Genomic DNA, 19,028 nt, shown 5'->3' with positions numbered 1-19,028 from the left:
CATCCCCGCCATTGGCCCCCCCCCGTGCCGACAGTTGACCGTGAACACGGGTGGCCTCATCGGCCCAGACAATGATTTGCCCGCCGGGTCCCTGGTGTAGCGCATTGGCCTGGATGTTGGCATGGGCATCGACATAACTATAGTAAGCATTGGGGATGGCCCCCTGGCCTTGAAACTCGCCGCCGATTCGGACTGTACCGCCGCCCTGGGCACCCGCTGCGTTAATATTGGCTCCCGTCAAAGCAACCCGATCGCCGATCACATTGACCGAACCGCCCACCCCCTTACTGGCCACATCGATCGCGCCCACGACGATCGCCGATCCGGGTTGCGGCGGCGCATTCACCCCGGCCCCGGCTAAGCGGGTCACCCCGTCCGTCCCCACGGTTAAGGTTGTTGCATTGCCCTGAGTGCCTCCGGTCAACAGTTCCGGTAACTGGAAGGCCAAGGGCAGGGAACCCGTGGGGAGGGTGGCGGCGGTGGCCGGGTCGATCGCCGAGACTTCTAAACTCAAGAGTTGTCCCGACTGGCTCAGGCGGACCAATCGCTCACCCGGAACCGCCGCGATCGTCACCTCACCACCGGGGGTACTTAAGCGCCCCGTACTCATCACCGCCCCCCCCAGCAGGGTCAAGTTTTGCCCTGAGGGAACGGCTAAATCCCCCGCATTGAGAATTGCATTGGGCTGGGGGGTCGCAAACGCAAAGAGGTGGGGGGGGCCTACTAGGTTGGCATAGTCTGGCAGCCCGACGGCACTGAACCAGGCTCCCTGACCAAAGCCGATTGCATTTGCCGTCGTTGCGGTAAAGTCAGCGGGCACATTCAACCGGGCTGTGGGACCAAAAATAATCCCCGCTGGGTTCAGCAGGTACAGGTTGGGGTTTCCTCCGGTGATTTGAATGAGGCCATTGATGACGGACACATCACCGCCGACAATGCGACCCAGGATGTTGCGCAATTGCGGGTTCGCGAGGAAATCAGCAATTTGGCGTTCGCTCAGGTTAAAGCGATCGAAGCTATGAAATAAATTAGTGCCGTCTTGGGAGGTTTGGCCTCCCTCAATCCGTAGGCGATCGCCATCGGGCGTTACGATCGTTCCCGTCGCATCATTTGTTGGAACGATTTGAGCTTGGGCAACCCAACTAATGCTTAAGCTGACCACGATCGGCAGCCCAGCCAAAATGCAGTATCGTTTCACAACCGACCCTCTTCTCAGATCCGAATGCAATGGGTAACGCTCGTTGGCAGGGAATGCCAACCCTTACCCGGACGGCACTATTGTAATGAAACAATGCCAACCTGGTGTTTTCCGGGTAGCGCAATCTTTTGCAATGCTTTACAGCACTGCCATACTGGGTGGGGTACAGGCAAGGGGCTTAAGCCCCTTGTTCACAAGGCTTGACCGTATTTCATGAGAGAGGGAACGGCTGTATTGGCAATGGTTTGACCGGGTCAGGTTTGCCCCACGATCGCTGATCTGCTGCGATCGTGGCCCCGTTGGTGCCATGATCAAGCCGATACTTCCTGCCCTGAATGGCTTTGTCTATGCTTGTGCCTACCTCGCCCCGTCGCATCTTGCTCGATACCGATCCCGGTGGCGATGATGCGATCGCCCTGTTGTGGTTACTGAGTCTGGTGAAACAGGGCCTTGCCGATCTAGTGGCGGTGACCACGGTTGCGGGGAATGTCCCGGCGCGCCAAACGTTTAACAATGCCAGCCAACTGCTCCACCTGACGGGCTACTCCCAGATTCCGGTGGGTCGAGCCAATATTGACGCGCCCACCCCGGCTCACCAGGCGACCTACATTCACGGTGCGGACGGCCTCGGCAATCTAACGGCCACCCTGCCCCCGGCGACCCATGTGTTGGCGACAGCCCCGATGGCTGCGGAGCTGATCATTGAGTGCCTGACCGCTGCACCGGGGGAAATCACGATCGTGGCGATTGGTCCCCTCACCAATCTCGCGGCGGCGGAACACCAATCTCCTGGTATCCTCAAACTAGCCCAGGAAATTGTGATCATGGGGGGCGTCTTCAGCCGTCCTGGGAATATCACGGCCCAGGCTGAATTCAACCTCTGGTTTGATCCTGCCGCAGCGCAAGGGGTCTTCAATAGCCGCAAGGATATGGTGATCCTGCCTCTGGATATCACCCAGCACGTTCGGTTTAAGCCGGAGATGGCCCAACAGGTTGCTGCTGCTGCCCCCACCCATCCCCTGGCGCAATTTCTCCTCAACCTCGTGGACTTTATGGTGCAAACGGCCCTGACGTACCGGGCGACGGCGGGCATCCCCAGCTTTCTGGTTCATGATGCGACGACGTTGGCCTACCTGTTTTATCCGGAAACGTTGGGCTTCCAGCGCGCCTGGGTCCAGGTTGAAACGCAAGGGGAGTGGACGAGTGGTGAGACGCTGCTGGATCAACGGGCGATCGCGAAACCGCCGGCGAACGCCTGGGTGGCCTTGCAAGTGGATGCCGACGGCCTGCTGATGCGCCTGGTTGCCGATCTCCAAGGGCTGTTGGGATAAGCCTCCTCAGATCACAAATTAAGCCTGGAATCGCCGTCTCGGCGGCCTCCGGGGTAGGCCAGATGCCCCTACCCCACAATGACGCTGCTGGGTGAGCGCAATGTCTAAGATACCCTATGATCCAAGAATCCCTGCGCCTTTAGGCCGGGGAGTTGTCAATAAGACATATCCCGACTAACCCCGATAGGAAAATTAACCATGCCCAGAGCAACTTGGAATGGCGCTGTCCTTGCGGAAAGCGATCGCTGTGAACAGGTGGAAGGGAATTACTACTTTCCCCCCGATGCGATTCACCCCGAATACTTTAAAGCCAGCAATACCCACACAACCTGTGGCTGGAAAGGCGTCGCCAGCTATTATACCCTTGTGGTTAACGGTCAAGAGAATGTGGACGCTGCCTGGTACTATCCCGAACCCAAGGAGGCAGCCCAAAAGATCAAAGGCTATGTTGCGTTTTGGCGTGGTGTCCAGGTGAGCGATTAATCGTACCCCAATCGTTTTCCCAACTACCCTCAGCCCTACAGTTCTTCCCTCTTTAATTGAAGTACTGTCAAGCTTTGTCAACAAGGGGCTTAAGCCCCTTGTCTGTGCCTCACCCAGTATGGCAGTGCTGTAGCCCGAGACAAGATGGGGAGGGAGGCGAAGCTAGAGGTGGCTGACGCATCGCACCGATCGCATTTCCATCGCGTCCGACACATAACAGACCCCCCCAAACTTATTCAAAATTGGACGAATGGCTTCCACGATCGGCTTGATTTTATCCTCCGAACAATAGCAGAGCACGTAGACATTGCTCAAGGTCGTCACATCATCATCGGAAATATTCCCCATGATGCCCTTGCCCGTGACATTGCGGATCACGGTATAGCCTGGTGCGCCGGTTTCGTCCAAACTCTCTAGGATTTTGGCTAACTCGGATGAGTTGGCAATAATTTCAACCCGTTTAACGGCATGCATGGTCTTACCTCCAGAAGAATTGAATCCCGTATAGGTACAAGGGAATCCCCACAATGATATTGAAAGGAAAGGTGAGAGCGAGGGCCGTGGTCACATACAGACTGGGGTTAGCCTCAGGGACGGTCAGGCGCATCGCAGCGGGTACCGCAATGTAGGAAGCACTGGCACACAAAACAGCAAATAGGAGCGCATCCCCCTGCGACATCCCGATTACCCTGGCAATCAGGATACCAAGCGCTGCGTTAACAAGGGGAATGACCACAGAGAAGGTGATGAGGAACGGTCCAGTTTTACCCAGATCCCGCAGGCGCCGGGCTGCCACTAGGCCCATGTCTAGGAGGAAAAAGGTGAGAACCCCATAAAAGATTCCTTGGGAAAAGGGTTTAAGAACTTCTTCCCCATGTGTGCCTGTTAACACCCCAATGATGAGGCTACCCACTAACAAAAAGACAGAACTATTCAGGAAAGCTTCCTGAAGTACTTCCGGCCAATTAGTATTATTTCCAGATTCGCGATCGGCGGTGAACAAATTGACTAGAACGAGGCCAACAATAATGGCGGGGGATTCCATCAAGGCTAGGGCTGCGACCATAAAGCCATCAAAATCAATCCCTAGTTCTTGTAGGAAGGAGCTTGCTGTAATGAAGGTGACGGCACTAATCGACCCGTAGGTGGCCGCGATCGCTGCCGCATTATAGGTATCGAGTTTGGCCTTGAGGATAAAAAACGTATAGACCGGGACAACACAGGCCATTGTGATTGCAGCTAAGAGGGTTAAGGCCACCTCCTGATTGACTCCACTTTTGACCAGTTCAATGCCTCCCTTAAAGCCGATCGCGAACAATAGATAAAGGGAGAATAACTTTGGTAAAGGTTGGGGGATTTCCAGATCGGATTTGAGAAGAACCGCCAACATCCCCAAAAAAAAGAATAAAACCGGGGGACTGAGGATATTCGAGGAAATGAGGCTTAAATCCATAGGGTTACTATCCTGACTGCAACCGCGCACCTAGCCCATTGGGCTAATGACCCCTTCATCATTCCATGAGTTGGCCTCACCGTGACGAATTGAACCGGGGCATTCGCCGGGGGACCCGATCACCCCCAGGGCGCTAGGAGCAGCAAGGTTGGCCGCTAGGGGGTCATTCTCCTGATACCCTAAGCATGAGATATTAAAGTTAATTTTAAAAGCTCATTACAACTCTTAACAATTCCTCGCATTCGAGCGGTGGTGGATATCTGCCCTGCATCCGGGGGGCGAGGCGTGCAGCATAAGAACACAGTCGCAAGGGTAGAAGGACGATCGGGATGATGCAGTGGCTCCTGCAAACGGTTTGGTGGGTTCCAGGCTATGGTCTACTGGGCGCGCTCTTGACCTTGCCGTGGTCAATGGGGCTAGTGCGGCGCACGGGTCCCCGGCCAGCGGCCTACTTTAACCTGCTGATGACGGTGTTCTCCTTTGGCCATAGCCTCCTGGCCTTTCGCTACGCTTTTGCCCAGCCTGTCCAGCAGTTGGAATTACCCTGGTTACACGTGGCTGACCTCGATCTGTTGCTTGCGATCGAACTTTCCCCGGTGAGCCTGGGTGCCCTCACCCTGGTAACGCTCATCAGCCTTCTGGCCCAACTCTATGCCCTAGGTTATATGGAGAAGGATTGGGCCTTGGCGCGGTTTTTGGGCCTGATGGGCTTTTTCGAGGCGGCGCTGGGGGCGATCGCCCTGAGTGATTCCCTTTTCCTCAGTTATGCCCTGCTGGAACTGCTTACCCTCTCAACCTATTTGCTGGTGGGGTTCTGGTATGCTCAGCCGCTCGTGGTGACGGCAGCACGGGATGCCTTTTTAACCAAGCGGGTGGGGGATGTCATTTTACTCATGGGTTTGGTGGCCCTCTCTAGCTATGGGGCGGGCCTCAGTTTTTCCGAACTGGAAGCATGGACGAAAACCGCTCCCTTACCCCCGCTAGCAGCCACCCTTTTGGGGTTAGCACTGATTGCGGGTCCCACCGGGAAATGTGCCCAGTTCCCCCTGAACCTGTGGCTGGACGAGGCAATGGAAGCACCCAATCCGGCTTCCCTGATGCGCAATTCGATCGTCGTCTCCGTCGGGGCCTATGTGCTGATCAAGCTGCAACCGGTGTTCACCCTATCGCCGATCGCGGCGGATGTCCTGATGGTGATTGGTACGGTAACGGCGATCGGGGCTTCGCTGGTGACGATCGCCCAGTTAGATATCAAACGTGCCCTTTCCCACTCCACCAGTGCGTATTTGGGATTGGTCTTTATTGCCGTTGGGTTGGGCCAAGTCGATATTGCCCTGTTGCTGTTGTTGACCCATGCCCTGGCAAAAACCCTGCTGTTTATGAGCAGCGGTGCCGTGATTTTGACCACGAATAGCCAGAACATCACCGAGATGGGGGGGCTATGGTCACGGATGCCCGCGACAACCACGGCCTTTGTGGTCGGGTCTCTGAGTTTGGTCTGTATGTTGCCCTTGGGAACCTTCTGGACGATCCAGCGGTGGTTGAATGGCCGTTGGGAGGTGCCCGTGTGGCTGGTGGTAGTCCTCATGGTGGTCAATGGCCTGAGCGCCCTGAACTTGACCCGTGTCTTCCGCTTGGTCTTCCTGGGTTCCCCCCAGCCCAAGACCCGTCGTGCCCCGGAAGTCGCTTGGCCGATGGCCTTGCCGATGGTGACCCTCACCGTCCTGGCTTTGCTCTCGCCGTTGGTGCCGTTCCATTGGCCCTACTGGCTCAGCCCAACAACACCGTTGGCCAATGAGGATCAACTCCTGATCCAGATTGCTTTACCGTTGGTGATGTTGTCGGGAATACTGGGCTGTGTGCTGGGCAGTTTGGTGGAATTTAGTCGGGAATGGTCGCGATCGACCCAGGCATTTGTGCGTTTTTTCCAAGATCTCCTAGCCTACGATTTTTACATTGAGCGGATTTATGCCTTCACCGTGGTGAAAGGGGTCGCGCTCCTTTCCCAGATGACAACCTGGTTCGATCGCTATGTGGTAGATGGCATGGTGAACCTGGCGGGGCTAGTCACGGTGATGGGCGGGCAGGTATTGAAATATAACGTCACGGGTCGATCGCAGGTGTATGTGCTGACGATCGTAATGGGGGTAGGGTTGATATTGTGGTTGATACTGAGTGGGGGGATTTTTTAGTTTTTAGTTTTCAGGGTAGGGGCGGGTTATGCCAATATCTTTTTCTGGTGATCCAAATCCATATAAATTCGCCCGTTTAAAATTTTGAATTTTAAATTTTGAATTTTGAATTGTAAGTTTTGATTGGGAAGGCAAGTATGCTCAGTGTTTTAGTCTGGGTGCCATTAGTGGCAGCCGCGATCGTAGGATTTTGGCCGGGGCAGTTGGGGCCGCAGCGGGCACGATCGCTGGCGTTAGGGGTGGCAGTGGGGATATTTATCTGGACGATCGCGATCGCGGTGCAGTTCCACCCCAGTCAAGCAGGAATGCAGTTTGTGGAAAATATCCCCTGGGTCGATTGGATTGGCCTTAACTATCACCTGGGATTAGACGGTTTGTCCTTGCCGTTGCTTTTCCTCAATAGCTTTCTGACGATCGTGGCTATCTACAGCAGCGAGCGGGAGCTACCGCGATCGGGGTTGTACTATGCCCTAATGCTTATTCTCAATGGGGCGGTGTCGGGCGCTTTCCTTGCCCAGGATTTGTTGCTGTTTTTCCTGTTTTATGAAGTTGAAATTATTCCCCTCTATTTCCTGATTGCGATTTGGGGTGGCAGTCGGCGCGGGTATGCAGCAACCAAGTTTTTGATCTATACGGCGATTTCCGGCATTTTTCTGTTGGCTGCATTTCTGGGAATAGCCTGGGTAGCGGGGGTGAATAGTTTTGACTACGAGCTACTGCGATCGCAGGTTTTACCCGTCGGTACCCAAATTGTGTTGTTGCTTGGGCTACTCATTGGTTTTGGGATTAAGGTGCCCTTCTTCCCACTGCATACCTGGCTTCCCGATGCCCATGTGGAAGCATCCACCCCGGTTTCCGTGCTGCTGGCGGGGGTATTGCTCAAGCTAGGGACCTATGGCCTGCTGCGATTTGGCGTGGGGTTATTCCTAGAAGCTTGGGTGGAGATTGGCCCCTGGTTAGCGGTGTGGGCAGCCATTAGTGCCCTCTATGGGGCCGCCTGTGCCATTTCCCAACAGGACATGAAAAAAGTCGTCGCCTATTCCTCGATCGCCCACATGGCCTTTATCCTATTGGCTGCCGCCGCCACAACCCGCCTGAGCTTGGTGGCCGCTGTGGGGCAGATGGTCAGTCATGGTCTGATTTCTGCGTTACTGTTCCTGTTGGTTGGCGTGGTCTACCAGAAAACGGGCAGTCGCGATATCAATTACCTGCGAGGGTTGCTCAATCCCGAACGCGGCCTTCCCCTAGTCGGGACGCTGATGATTCTGGGGGCAATGGCCAGTGCTGGGGTACCCGGTATGGTGGGCTTTATTAGCGAATTTTTGGTTTTCCGGGGGAGCTTCCCCATTTTCCCTGTGCAAACCCTATTCTGCATGATTGGCACGGGTTTAACGGCTGTCTATTTCCTGCTGATGATTAACCGCGTTTTCTTTGGCCGCTTGACTCCCCAGTTGGCGCGCATGCCGGGTGTCACCTGGCCTGAACGCCTGCCCGCGATCGTCCTCTCCCTGCTCATCGTCTTCCTGGGCATTCAACCCATCTGGCTCGTGCGCTGGAGTGAACCCCAAATTGGCTCGCTGCTACTCCGCACCCCCGAAGCCCAGACCGTCTATTTCCCCCAACTCCTCGGTCAGCTTCCTGGTCAGGGCCTTACCCTCCCCCGCGAACCGCTAGCTGGGTGGGTTCGCAACTCCCTACCCTTCCCCTCCAATCTCTAGCAGGGCGGGTTCGTCACTCCCACTCTCCCCCGCAAACCGCTAGCAGGGCGGGTTCACAAAGATGATTGATAACTGGGAAAGATGTTGGCATAACCCGCCCCTACAATTCCATGCAAAACTCAAAACTCAGGACTCTTTCCTGTCCCCTGTTCACTATTCCCTACTGATCGTCTGAAATATGGGTAAAACCTTAGCGACCAAACATCCCTTAGCTGCCTATATCGATCGTCTCGAAGCGGGCGAAGCTCTCCTGAAGGATACGCCAACTAATTTGATTGAAGTTGTGGGTATTCTGAAAAGTTATGGGGTGGTTCTGGATGCCTACTCGAATAATCTGAACTATATTGCCGATCGGCAATTCTTAGTTTTCTTTCCCTTTTTCAAGTACTTTAATGACGAATTTTCGCTCCGTAAGCTATTAAGGCATTGGTGGCACGATCGCATTAACTTTGAATATGCCGAATACTGTATGCGGGCAATGCTCTGGCATGGAGGCGGGGGGCTTGACGCCTATGTGGATACGGCAGAATTTCGAGCCAACTGTGAAGCCGTCATCCAGGCCAAATTCAAGGGTAATTTTCTTGTCCTAGGTTTACACAAGATTTTCCCTGAATTCCTCCCCGAACAATTACGTCAAATGGCCTACTACGCGGGATTAGGGCAGTTCTGGCGGGTGATGAGTGATATTTTCATCAACCTGTCCGATCGCTACGATCGCGGTGAAATTAAATCTATCCCCCAGGTTGTTGATCATATTCAACAGGGCCTCGTGGATGCAGCGAGTAAACCCATTACCTATCGCGTCATAGTTCGCGGCCAAGCCTATGACCTCATTCCATCTAGTGCTGGGTTAACCTTCCTCATGGACACGGCAGTTCCCTACGTTGAAGCGGTCTTTTTCCGAGGAACGCCCTTCCCTGGTACCGTTTCCTATAATGCCCAAGCCTATCAAATTCCGGTTGATCAAGCTGACTTTGCTTACGGTGCACTTTATGCTGATCCGCTGCCGATCGGTGGCTCTGGGATTCCGCCCACGCAGTTAATGCAGGATATGCGCCATTTTCTACCCGATTATCTTCATGCCATTTATCGCCAAACCGTGCGCCAGGAAGACGATCTGCGGGTGCAAATTTGTGAGACGTTCCAAAAATCGATGTTCTGTGTAACAACAGCCGCGATTCGAGGGTTAGCTCCTCACCCGATCGACACCACTGATCCCCAACAACGCCAGGAGAATCGGGCCTACCTGGAGGGTTGGATGAATCGATTCATGACCTCACGGTTAGAAGCCGTTAATCAGTAGCGTGCCCTGCCAAGGTGCCGAATTAGGGAGGAGACTGCGATCGCAAACCACCCAGACATCAAGCACGCTCAGCAACACCCAGCTTTTTGTGAACCTTCGTGCCCTTTATGCCTTCGTGCTTCCCCCCAACTATCACGAGATAAACGATGATCGCCACTGAATTACTTAATGCCCTGGGAATACCCATGACCGATTCACCCAAAATTATTGTCCTGGATGATGACCCAACGGGGTCCCAAACCGTCCATAGCTGCCTATTGCTGTGCCAATGGGATGTGGAAACCCTGTGTTTGGGGTTAACGGATGAATCCCCCATCTTTTTCGTTTTGACCAACACACGGGCACTCCCCCCAGACCAAGCCGCCGCCGTCACCCGTGAGGTTTGCCATAACCTCAAGCTGGCCCTAGCCCAGACGGCCATTAGTGATTTCCTCATCGTCAGCCGATCGGACTCTACCCTGCGCGGCCATTACCCGATCGAAACCGATGTGATCGCTGCCGAACTGGGTCCCTTCGATGCCCATTTTTTAACCCCCGCTTTTTTTGAAGGGGGGCGGATCACCCGCGATAGCGTTCACTACCTCAAAATTGCCGGGGTTGACACGCCCGTCCATGAAACCGAATTTGCGCGGGACTCAGTATTTGGCTATCACCACAGCTATCTGCCGGATTATGTGGCCGAAAAGACCCAGGGGAAAATCCCCGCCAACCAGGTGGAACGCTTCTTGCTCGCAGATGTGCGATCGGGCGTCTACGATCGCCTGATGGGCCTCACAGGCAATGTTTGCGTGGTTGTGGATGCCGAAACCCAGGCCGACATGGACCAATTTGCCCAGGCTGTTCTCCGCGCCGCTGGCCAAGGCAAGCGTTTCCTGTTCCGGAGTGCCGCCAGTTTGCTCACCGCCCTCGCCGCGCTCCCGCCCCAACCCGTAGCAGCGGATGAGATGGCCCAGTATGTGCGCCAGGGCAACCCTGGAGTCGTCCTGGTGGGGTCCCATGTCCAGAAAACCACCGCCCAACTCACCCAGCTCCTTCAAGATCCGACCGTGACGGGGATTGAGGTGGACGTGTCCCACCTGTTGCAGGATGCACCGGACCAGCGCGATCGCCTGCTTAAGCAGGTCTTAGCCGAAGTCCAAACCGTCTACACCGCCGGAAAAACACCCGTAATCTATACCAGCCGCCAAGAGTTGACGTTTCCAGATATCCAAACTCGCTTAGCCTTTGGGGAAGCTGTGTCTAATCTGCTGATGGCGATCGTCCAGGGATTACCAACCGACATCGGCTTTTTGATCAGTAAAGGGGGCATTACCTCCAACGATGTGCTGAGTACAGGGTTAGCTCTGAAATCAGCCCGTTTACTGGGTCAAATTCTACCGGGGGTTTCTGTGGTGCGCACACCCCTCGATCATCCCCGGCTTCCGATCCTACCCGTTGTCCTTTTCCCCGGCAATGTCGGGGATAACGATGCCCTAGCCACGGTTTACCATCGCCTGCGGGTTGCCGCCCATAATGAGCAGGGATAGGGGGTGCTTAATCAAGCCAGACGACCTCGAAATCATCCGCGAAATCATCCAGATTCTCGGAATCAGCCAATGAGGGGGTGGCTGGCTTTTGAGGGCGATGGGGCACCTGGGTGGGTTGCGATCGGGCGATCGGCTGAGATTGTCGAGTTGGCCGCGTCACCGAACGAGCCTGAGCGGCTACAGCAGTTCGTTTTGCGACAAAGGCTGACTCAGCGAGGGCCTGCGGGTTGAGGTGTTGGAGAAAAAAGGTAACCGTATCCTGCTTGAGCCAACCGTGGAGAACAGCTAGGGCACCTAATCGAATCCCCGTTTTTTCCTGTTCCTTCAGTAACATCTGGATCTGCTCGTCCTTTAACAGTCCCGATGCTTTCAGGTAGTAGCCTAGGGGGTAACGCTTGGGCTGATTGAGCAACTTGGGCCATAAGTACAGGAGAAATTCCACGGTTTCGGGCTTTACCCACCCCCGCAGGGCGAGAATCTCACCCAGCCGTTGGTTGGGAAACTGGGTTTGATCCCGAATGGCAACCTCGATCTGGGCCTGCGACACGAGGCCAGCCGTTTGCAGGAGTTCACCGATACGAGTAGACATAACCACAAACAGGTCGGAGGAAGTTTGCAATTGGAATGAATGGAAGGGAATTAGGGTTGCCATCTCCCCAATCGTTGGCTGCTGCCAGACAATTGGCGGGTGAGATGCTGCCCTTCCTGATTTATCTCTGCTGTTTTGCCTTTTCTACTGTGTCTTTAGCTACTGTGTCTTCAACTATTGCTATTGTGATGGCAGTTCATGGTCACAACCGACCGGATGGGGTGACCGGTTACGCATGTCAGATGTTTGGCGTTCGGGGTTCTGATATTCACACGGTGATCGTAACAAGATGATCGTAACAATAAATCCAATCGGGAGCGATTAAGTTCTATGATGAAGCTTTTACGCCCCTGTACTTGAATGTGTGTCTGCGAGGTTCACCCATCAGGTTTTGACTTACGCCGTTGGGCTAATCTCAAAATCTGACCTCACCTACGTGCGGGAAAGACACCCGTTCCTATGCTTTAGTCTAACCCTATGTCCTTAAATTTCCAATCCCCGTGGTGTGAGTGTTACCTGATACACTCCTGGTATGGCGCAGCGATCGCAGGGCTTGCCACAACCAGTCTGGCCCTGATCACCCCCGCTGCACGGGCAGAATCGTCCCTATTTTTAGCCTATCCGCCCCCCAACCACGAAACTACGGCTAGCCAGATTTTCCTCATTGGCACGGCTCCTCCTGGGGGAACTGTCCTAGTCAACGGCCAAGCGATCGCCCGTTCCCCCGCTGGCCACTTTGCCCCCAGTTTCCCCCTCCAGGTGGGCAAGAACACGTTTCGCCTGCAATACCAGGACCCGACCCAGGACCAAACCCTGGAGCTAACGGTTACCCGCTTGGCCACAACGTCCCCCCTGCCGACGGGACCCTACTTTGCGCCCAACTCCCTGGAACCAGCGGTGGACATTGCCCGCTTGCCTGGTGAGTTGATTTGCTTCAGCGCGATCGCGCCACCCCAAGCCGCCGTCTCGGTGGTACTCGGTGGCCAGACGTTAAGGTTGACGGAACAACCTCGCCAGGTATCGCTACCCGATAATGCCGCTGTTCTGACGGGGCTGAACCAACCCACCGTCGAGCATCCCGCCGGTCAGTACCAGGGCTGTCTCTCCTTTAGCCAGCCGGCTGTTCTCGGTGCCCCCCAATTTCGGCTCACTTGGCAGGGCCAAACGGTCACACAACCGGGACCGGGGCAGGTGACCATCCTGAATCCCAGTCAGTTAAGCACGATCGCGGTCACCGCCCCCGCCGGTACCGCCCGCACCGGCCCCAGCACCACCTATTCCCGACTCACGCCCCTGCCAACCGGCACCCAAGCCCAGGTCACCGGCCAAGCGAGCGAGTGGCTACGACTGGACTATGGGGCCTGGATTCGAGCCAGTGAAACCCAACCCGTGGCAACCGCAGTCCCCCCCCGCACGGTCATTCGCAGCTTGAAATCACGGGAACGCGACGGCTGGACCGACGTGATCTTTCCCCTCCAGGTCCCGGTGCCTGTGACGGTCACCCAGGACGATCGCCGCTTTACCCTGACACTCCACAACACCACCGCCCAAACCGACACGATCTACCTGGCCACCAGTCCCGTGATTCGCCGCCTGGATTGGTCCCAACCAGCCCCCGATCGCGTGACCTATGACTTTCAACTCAAGTCCCCGCAACAATGGGGCTATCAATTGCGCTATGAGGGCACGAGCCTGATCCTGTCCCTGCGGCATCCCCCCGATTTACGTCCTGCCTCACCCCAGTTGCCCTTGCGGGGGGTGCATGTACTCCTTGATCCGGGCCACGGCAGTGATGCCGATCCGGGCGCACGGGGACCGACGGGATATCCCGAAAAAGATGTCGCGCTGATCATGGCAAAATTGGTCCGCGATCGCTTGCAGGCGCAGGGGGCAACGGTCACGATGACGCGCGAGGGCGATGATGACTTGTATCCGAACGATCGCGTGGCCATGATTGAGCAACACCAACCGACGATCGTCCTGAGTTTGCACTACAACGCCCTCCCCGACGATGGCGATGCCCTCAATACCCAAGGGCTAGCAGCCTTTTGGTACACTACCCAGTCCCACAGCCTCGCCGCTTTCCTGCACGACTATCTGGTTCGCACTTTGGATCGCCCATCCTACGGGGTGTTTTGGAACAATTTGGCCTTGACTCGGCCCACGATCGCCCCCAGCGTCATGTTGGAGCTAGGATTTATGATTCATCCGGAGGAATTTGAATGGATTATTGATCCGGCAGCGCAGCAAGCATTGGCAACCGCGATCGCGGATGGCCTCCGGCTTTGGGTCGAGGCAGCGATTGCGGCAGGCGAATAACGGAACGGAGACAGAAGAAGTGACTTAAGAGGCGTAATAAGTGAGAGATAGCCTGACTTCTCACTTCTCACTTCTCACTTCTCACGCCTCTGGATTTCCCTTAAACTGCCGCGAGTTCCGGTTGGACAACGGGACGCTGGCTGTGGCGAATGCCCTCGATCGCGGCTCGATAATCCTTGGCCTTGAACACGGCGGAACCCGCGACGATCGCATTAGCCCCGGCCTCTAGCACTTGCCAGGTGTTATCGCCCTTGAGGCCGCCATCGACTTCAATCCAGGGATCAAGGCCGCGCTCATCACACATCTGGCGCAGCTTGCGGATCTTGGGTACCACGGCGGGGATAAAACTTTGGCCACCAAAGCCGGGGTTCACACTCATGATCAGGATGAGGTCGCAAACCTCTAGCACATACTCGATCAAATCCAACGGTGTCGAAGGGTTAAGCACGACTCCGGCTTGCTTACCCAACTCGCGAATTTGGCACAGGGTCCGGTGCAAATGGGGAGAGGCGTTATGCTCGGCGTGGACGGAAATAATGTCGGCACCGGCCTTGGCGAAGTCTGCCACATATTTTTCAGGTTCGACAATCATCAGGTGAACATCCAGGGGCTTGGCCGTGACCGGACGCAGCGCTTCCACAATCAGCGGCCCGATCGTGATATTCGGGACAAACCGACCATCCATCACATCCACATGAATCCAGTCGGCTCCCGCCTGATCAACGGCTCGCACCTCATCGCCCAGGCGACTAAAATCTGCTGATAGAATGGAGGGAGCAACGACAATGGGTTTCTGAGAAGTGGCTGAGGTCATGATCGGCAACGCTCTCCGCATAGAATCTGGGTCGGATCTATCGTAACAAAATTTCATGTTTTTTTAAGTTGGAGCGGTTAACTTTCGTCAACTTCATTGATAGGGCTTCTTGCCTGAACCGATAGGGCTTTTTAATACTAGGAAAACAGCATGGTGGCGATCGCGCGATATTTCTGGCCTGGGCTGCTTGGTAGCGTCTCGTTGGCGATCACGTTAGGGGGAAGCTGGTTCTGGGGCGGGGCAGCAACGGCGCTTCAAGAGGGTGATCCCTCCCGTGGCAAAAGTGGCATTGATGCCTATCGGCTTCAGGCCCCCCCCTACCAGTTGACGGGGCGGAAAATTGCGATCGGCCAGGTGGAGATTGGTCGCCCAGCCAAATTTGGCCTGGATAAGGCGGCAGGCAATAGTCAAGCCGTAAGGCTCATCCGTGCCTTCTTTCGAGATACGCTTGCCAAAACCAACACCGGCATTGATCCCCACGCCCAAAATGTGGCCAGCATCATGATTAGTACCGATAAATGGGCACGGGGGATCGCGCCAGAGGCCCGCCTCTACTCAGCTGCTGTGGGTAATTTGCGGCGGAATGCCCAGCCGGAGGAGTGTTTGTCGGCCCAGCATGTCGCCCTGCAAAACGGTGGCGATGTGCGGGCGATTAACTTTAGCTTTGGTGAATCCCTGGCCCAAGACCCCCGGCCCAACGCACAATTAGACGGCAATGCCCTATTAACCCAATGTGTAGACTGGTCGGCACGAATTCACAATGTGGTCTATGTGATTGCCGGTAACCAGGGGAAGGGCGGTATTCCGATTCCCACCGATAACTATAATGGCATCACCGTTGCCTTCACGACTCAAGCCGAGGGGCTGTTTGCTCAAATTGACTTTGCTAACCTTGGTAGCGAAACCAGTGATATTGCCAAGCGGGTGGCTGGCATCGAGAGTAATGTTGGGCCACGACGGGCGATCGGCTTGGTGGCTCCGGGCAGTGGCATTTCTGTCCTAAATCCGGATGGCAAGCTCATTCGCTCCAGTGGCACCAGCTTTGCGGCCCCCCATGTTACGGCTACCGTTGCCCTGCTCCAGGAATTTGGCGATCGGCACCTGCAAAAGCAAGCAAGCAACTGGAGTTTAGCCAGTCGGCGTCAGGAAGTCATGCGGGCGGTGCTGCTCAACTCTGCTGACAAAATTCGCGATCAGGGAGATGGGTTGCGACTGGGGATGACTCGGACTCTACTGGCCCGTAACCGTCGCACCTGGCTAGAGTCGGATGCTTACCGCGATCGGGCCATTCCCCTCGACGCCGAATTAGGAACCGGGCAACTCAACGCCTTCCGGGCCTATCAACAGTTCAGTGCGGGGCAATGGTCCCCCGATCGGCCCGTGCCGGCGATCGGCTGGGATTATCGCCAGGTTGCCGCACCGGGCATGGTGAGGGAGGGGCGGCCAGTTTTTCAGGACTACCCGCTAGCTGAGCCGCTCAAGGCAGGCAGTTTTCTGGCGGCGACCCTGGTCTGGAATCGTCAGGTTGAGTTAAACGATGTTAACCAAAATGGTCAATATGATCTGGGCGAGAGTTTTCAAGATCGGGGCTTAAATAACCTTGACCTCTACCTGATGCGGGCTGAAGATACGGATATCACCCAAAGTCTATGGTCATCCAACAGTGATGTTGATAGTACGGAGCACCTATTCTTCCAAATTCCAGCGACCGGACGCTACAAACTGCGGGTTCTGTATCGCCAGCAGGCTAACGAGGCTGTCCAACCCTATGCTCTTGCTTGGTGGACCGTTCCCCAGTCTTAATCCGTATTTAGGAACCTCGGTTATTAATTGAAGCGGCAAAGCTGCCCGTATCAGCCCCTTATGATTATCTGGGCAGAGTTGCAGAAATTAGTATTTTTCGAGGTGCCCTTCAAAATAATGACTTGGAAAATTTTTGACTAATAGCCGATCGGCTCTTCCTGATTGCGCAAAGGGGAAGGATCTGCCGCCACTACCGGTGCTGGGGACATCACCGTTGGTTCTAGGAAGATCATGTGTTGCGGTTTGGGGTTAACTAATCCAGTCCCTGCCTGCTCAGCCTGTTGAGCGAGTTGATTACGCAGGATCTCGTTAGCACTGATCAACTGGCGTTCATTGCGCCGTAATAGCTGTAATTCCTGATAAACTTTGCCCCACGATTGTTGTGAGTATACATTCCAGGCATAGGCGGCTAGCACGGCTGCGGCAAGTCCACAGGATAGGAAGAGGGTACCTTGTTGGATACCCATAAATATCCGTAACCACAGGGGCAATTCGGTCGGAATGGGAAGACTTTCTACCGTTGCGGTGGCTTGGACTGTCGGCAGCGGTAAGTCTGGGACAGCCGCTAAGGGAGAAAAATCTAAATCGGGGGCTAGGGCTGAGGTGCCGTCAACCCAATCGGTTCCTGTCTGTCGCTGCCTGGTTAACCGCTCTTGTCGTCGCGATCGGGCGGAAACATTTGATCTCAAGGCAGCGGACATAGACTTCACCCCTCTCCTACAGCACACATCAATATTAGGACAGCCACGGGCTGATCAGACTCGCCAGCTTGATGGCTGATGGGTTGATCATACCCTCTTTACCAAAATTGCTATCACTTTTCCCTAGCGTTAGCGGAATACTGATTCATCCCGTCGATTGCCAAGTTCAAAAGATCACAATCCCGATGCCCCTGTTTGTGACCTAGATAACTATTTGTCCCATGCTTAATGTTGAATTTACATTTACATTTATTTCAATGCCGGCTAAGACTCTGGGAAGTGTAGTCGCCTGATCCCAATTTCGTCAAGACGGGCTAGGGTCATCAGTGGGGTGAGTTTACATTTTGCAAGATAAAAAAGGCATGGCCATTCCAATCAGGGTACCGTTGGTAACCCGCGATTACGGGTGACTCCGCGTCTAGGAGGCCGAAGTTGTCTGGATTTGCCGGCAGTGGGGCTTGGCGTCAGACAAGGCGATCGCCCAAGGGTTGGTCGTCCTTCTACGCACGGCTTCTGACAAAAGTGCTCCATGCGGCGATCGCCAAAGTTAGGGATGCGGGTTAAGAGGGCCTCGACGGATCTCGTCGGGTGAGATCGTTGTGCGGCCAGTAGCCATCAATAGCTGCCGAGGGGGACGATCGCGGCCAGACCCGTTCGCTGACGACGGGATACCGCCCCAGCCTTGACAGTTGGCTTCGGTTGGTCGGCGATCGCGGTAGAGCGGGTGGGTGCAGTTGTTAAAGAACCGTCTCAGCCCCCTTGATTCCCCATTAGGGAACGATGAGAACAGCAAGTTATCGCTTGAAGGTAAGATGAAATTCTTTGATGTGAATTTCAATATAGTCCAGCAAGGCATAAATAATAGTCAATACGCCTAGCATTTCCATAAACTCTTCAAATGTTGTTGAAAAATCATATAGCAAGTTTGAAGTCCCCAAAGCATAATCAACAGAAGCATTAAAACTTTCCACCAAAAGAGCACCGCCAACAAAAGTGACAATGCCTATTAAAAATAGAAAGCGAGTATTCTTCGGTAGATGTAGGAAGAATCTAAAATATGTTGCCATAAATACCAAGACTAGCAAGCTACCTGGAATTATCCAAGCATAGAATAAAAAACCTGATGTCACACCAATTAATTTATGCACAATAGCATCAAGCATTTCATGTAAACTAGCAACTTCGTCCAAGGATAAAAATGCAAATATAATACCCAATCCAAGCCAGTAAGGTGACCACCTATCTTGATGCGATCGCTGATACGAATAAATAATAATAGACAAAATAGAGATGAATAATAAATTTAAGGAAGAATACCAAGTAGAAATATTATTCTCATTGCCTAAGTCAAGTTGTTGAAACAGGGATGCAGTGATTGGTCCAAAGTGAAATGAGGCTCTTAACCAACCGCCAATTAAGCCAGCCACTGATAGACCAACAATTATAAAGAATAAGAATTTACCCAGAAGTGTTGAATCCAGATATAAAACTTTACACTTGAGGGTGCGAGAGTCATACAAGCGTTTCTGGAAGCAAATCGTAGCTCCAATGGACGAGCGAACAGCGACGGCTGAGTTCTAGTTGCAAATAGCGAAACT

The 19,028-nt window shown here is 54.4% G+C and carries 16 protein-coding genes; 9 read left to right on the top strand and 7 right to left on the bottom strand.

Going from position 1 to position 19,028, the window contains the following annotated elements:
- A partial coding sequence (locus tag ACWIUF_RS02155; protein WP_448570532.1) for a filamentous hemagglutinin N-terminal domain-containing protein occupies positions 1-1,198 on the bottom strand: 1,198 nt, incomplete at its 3' end.
- A gap of 347 nt (positions 1,199-1,545) precedes the next feature.
- On the opposite strand from ACWIUF_RS02155, the gene ACWIUF_RS02150 reads away from it, so the two are divergent.
- Entirely contained in the window at positions 1,546-2,529 is a 984-nt protein-coding gene (locus ACWIUF_RS02150) for a nucleoside hydrolase (protein WP_448570531.1), read from the top strand.
- A 198-nt stretch (positions 2,530-2,727) separates the two neighbouring features.
- Positions 2,728-3,012 carry a DUF427 domain-containing protein gene (locus ACWIUF_RS02145; RefSeq protein WP_448570530.1) on the top strand — a complete coding sequence of 95 codons (285 nt, stop codon included), beginning with the start codon at positions 2,728-2,730 and terminating at the stop codon, positions 3,010-3,012.
- Positions 3,013-3,174: 162 nt separating this feature from the next.
- Here the strand turns inward: ACWIUF_RS02145 and ACWIUF_RS02140 are convergent, their stop codons facing one another.
- Positions 3,175-3,486: a DUF190 domain-containing protein gene (locus ACWIUF_RS02140; RefSeq protein WP_448570529.1), complete on the bottom strand. Its 312-nt coding sequence runs from the start codon at positions 3,484-3,486 to the stop codon at positions 3,175-3,177.
- A 4-nt stretch (positions 3,487-3,490) separates the two neighbouring features.
- Entirely contained in the window at positions 3,491-4,465 is a 975-nt protein-coding gene (locus tag ACWIUF_RS02135; protein WP_448570528.1) for a sodium-dependent bicarbonate transport family permease, read from the bottom strand.
- A 329-nt stretch (positions 4,466-4,794) separates the two neighbouring features.
- On the opposite strand from ACWIUF_RS02135, the gene ACWIUF_RS02130 reads away from it, so the two are divergent.
- The 4 genes from ACWIUF_RS02130 to ACWIUF_RS02115 all read left to right on the top strand — a co-directional run bounded on the left by ACWIUF_RS02130 (position 4,795) and on the right by ACWIUF_RS02115 (position 11,204).
- A complete protein-coding gene (locus tag ACWIUF_RS02130; protein WP_448570527.1) occupies positions 4,795-6,657 on the top strand; it encodes an NAD(P)H-quinone oxidoreductase subunit F in 1,863 nt (620 codons plus the stop codon).
- Between the two features lie 137 nt (positions 6,658-6,794).
- Positions 6,795-8,375 carry an NADH-quinone oxidoreductase subunit M gene (locus ACWIUF_RS02125; RefSeq protein WP_448570526.1) on the top strand — a complete coding sequence of 527 codons (1,581 nt, stop codon included), beginning with the start codon at positions 6,795-6,797 and terminating at the stop codon, positions 8,373-8,375.
- A 178-nt stretch (positions 8,376-8,553) separates the two neighbouring features.
- Positions 8,554-9,678 carry a CO2 hydration protein gene (locus ACWIUF_RS02120; RefSeq protein WP_448570525.1) on the top strand — a complete coding sequence of 375 codons (1,125 nt, stop codon included), beginning with the start codon at positions 8,554-8,556 and terminating at the stop codon, positions 9,676-9,678.
- A 146-nt stretch (positions 9,679-9,824) separates the two neighbouring features.
- On the top strand, positions 9,825-11,204 hold the full coding sequence (locus tag ACWIUF_RS02115) for a four-carbon acid sugar kinase family protein (protein ID WP_448570524.1): 1,380 nt from the start codon (positions 9,825-9,827) through the stop codon (positions 11,202-11,204).
- Between the two features lie 7 nt (positions 11,205-11,211).
- Here the strand turns inward: ACWIUF_RS02115 and ACWIUF_RS02110 are convergent, their stop codons facing one another.
- On the bottom strand, positions 11,212-11,793 hold the full coding sequence (locus ACWIUF_RS02110) for a hypothetical protein (protein ID WP_448570523.1): 582 nt from the start codon (positions 11,791-11,793) through the stop codon (positions 11,212-11,214).
- Between the two features lie 477 nt (positions 11,794-12,270).
- Here ACWIUF_RS02110 and ACWIUF_RS02105 point away from each other — a divergent pair, with 477 nt between their 5' ends.
- Positions 12,271-14,112: an N-acetylmuramoyl-L-alanine amidase gene (locus ACWIUF_RS02105; RefSeq protein WP_448570522.1), complete on the top strand. Its 1,842-nt coding sequence runs from the start codon at positions 12,271-12,273 to the stop codon at positions 14,110-14,112.
- Positions 14,113-14,212: 100 nt separating this feature from the next.
- Here ACWIUF_RS02105 and rpe read toward each other — a convergent pair whose 3' ends face one another.
- The gene (rpe, locus tag ACWIUF_RS02100; RefSeq protein ID WP_448570521.1) at positions 14,213-14,926 is read right to left on the bottom strand and encodes a ribulose-phosphate 3-epimerase; all 714 of its coding nucleotides are present in this window, start codon (positions 14,924-14,926) and stop codon (positions 14,213-14,215) included.
- Between the two features lie 150 nt (positions 14,927-15,076).
- On the opposite strand from rpe, the gene ACWIUF_RS02095 reads away from it, so the two are divergent.
- On the top strand, positions 15,077-16,729 hold the full coding sequence (locus ACWIUF_RS02095) for a S8 family serine peptidase (protein ID WP_448570520.1): 1,653 nt from the start codon (positions 15,077-15,079) through the stop codon (positions 16,727-16,729).
- 137 nt (positions 16,730-16,866) lie between these two features.
- On the opposite strand, the gene ACWIUF_RS02090 is transcribed toward ACWIUF_RS02095, so the two are convergent.
- On the bottom strand, positions 16,867-17,430 hold the full coding sequence (locus ACWIUF_RS02090; protein WP_448570519.1) for a hypothetical protein: 564 nt from the start codon (positions 17,428-17,430) through the stop codon (positions 16,867-16,869).
- Positions 17,431-17,862: 432 nt separating this feature from the next.
- Here ACWIUF_RS02090 and ACWIUF_RS02085 point away from each other — a divergent pair, with 432 nt between their 5' ends.
- Positions 17,863-17,994 (top strand): hypothetical protein, encoded by a 132-nt coding sequence (locus tag ACWIUF_RS02085; RefSeq protein ID WP_448570518.1) that lies wholly within the window; start codon positions 17,863-17,865, stop codon positions 17,992-17,994.
- Positions 17,995-18,224: 230 nt separating this feature from the next.
- Here ACWIUF_RS02085 and ACWIUF_RS02080 read toward each other — a convergent pair whose 3' ends face one another.
- Positions 18,225-18,950: a hypothetical protein gene (locus ACWIUF_RS02080; protein WP_448570517.1), complete on the bottom strand. Its 726-nt coding sequence runs from the start codon at positions 18,948-18,950 to the stop codon at positions 18,225-18,227.
- Positions 18,951-19,028 lie beyond the last annotated feature (78 nt).

It is taken from the genome of Trichothermofontia sp. (assembly GCF_053493415.1).
This window is presented reverse-complemented; position numbering and strand designations above follow the sequence as displayed.